The 1,133-nt window shown below is 42.8% G+C and carries 1 protein-coding gene; it reads left to right on the top strand.

Annotation, left to right across the window (positions count from 1 at the left end; translation table 11 throughout):
- On the top strand, positions 1-397 hold a 397-nt coding region (gene tnpA, locus NEPTK9_RS10090), incomplete at its 5' end, for an IS200/IS605 family transposase (RefSeq protein ID WP_194847646.1).
- Positions 398-1,133: the final 736 nt, after the last annotated feature.

Genomic DNA, 1,133 nt, shown 5'->3' with positions numbered 1-1,133 from the left:
AAGAGGAAGATCGTGTGTTTTTCTACTACATACTCATTTGGTCTTTGTTACAAAGTATCGAAAGAGGGTCTTCACGAAAAGGGTTCTTAAGGAGCTAAGAGAAATCTTCCAAAAGGTCTGCCAAGATTTTCAAGCAGAGCTTATAGAATTTGAAGGAGAGTACGATCATGTACATCTACTTATTAACTACCCTCCAAAGGTTGCTATCTCTAACTTAGTTAACTCTTTAAAAGGCGTTTCTTCCCGGCTTATTCGAAAAAAAGGATATCCTTCAGTTCAAAAGGCATTATGGGGCAATAACTTTTGGTCCCCAAGTTATTTTGCTGGTAGTTGCGGAGGAGCTCCTATCTCAATAATCAGGCAATATATCGAAAACCAGCAAAAACCAATAGAATGAGTATTTTGCGCCTTTCATCTCGGCCCTAAAGGACCGAGTTTTTCGGCGCAGCTGATAAATAAAGTGCCTTTAATGTTGGAATTGGTGAGATTCCGCTCATAACTACCTTCTTGTTGCTAGCTATTATAGCCTCATTAAGGAGAACAATTCAAGAAAAAAAAACAAACACAAATAATTGAAAATAAGCAGATTGAGAAAATTATCTTGCTATGAGCTCATTACACGACAGTTTTTGGAGTCGATGAGCAGCTGCGGCCTTGTTCACCTTTACAGGTAAAAAGTTCGCACATTTATCGGTGGTATATGTAAGAAAGATACGTCGGGGGCAAGCCCCCGCTGCCCCATTGAGCTTCAATCTGGCAAGCCAAACCGATCTTCCTCGGGGGGCCGTGCAAAGCACTGTTCCACCCCTCGTTCAGATCAATTTTGCAGAGCCATCTTGAAGCCGTGGACACTTCACGACGCAGCTTTTCTTCGCCTTCGGCTCTGAAGCTGCGTAGGTTCAGTGTTTTTTTTTGTTAAGCTGAAAGTCAAACCAAAGCGAATATGGTAAGTGGCTAAAAAACTGAAAAAAGGAGACTTACTGCTTGGTAAAAGATGAGCGAGGTTTTCTAAAAAAAAACCTTTCCAGCGAACTGACATGGCTTCGGAGCCGAAGGCGAAGAAAAACCATGCGGTGAGCTGTCCGCGGCTTCAAAATGGCTCTGCAAAATCGCCCCGCACGAGGGGTGGAACA

The organism is Candidatus Neptunochlamydia vexilliferae, from assembly GCF_015356785.1.
Lineage (GTDB): Bacteria > Chlamydiota > Chlamydiia > Chlamydiales > Simkaniaceae > Neptunichlamydia > Neptunichlamydia vexilliferae.
This window is presented reverse-complemented; position numbering and strand designations above follow the sequence as displayed.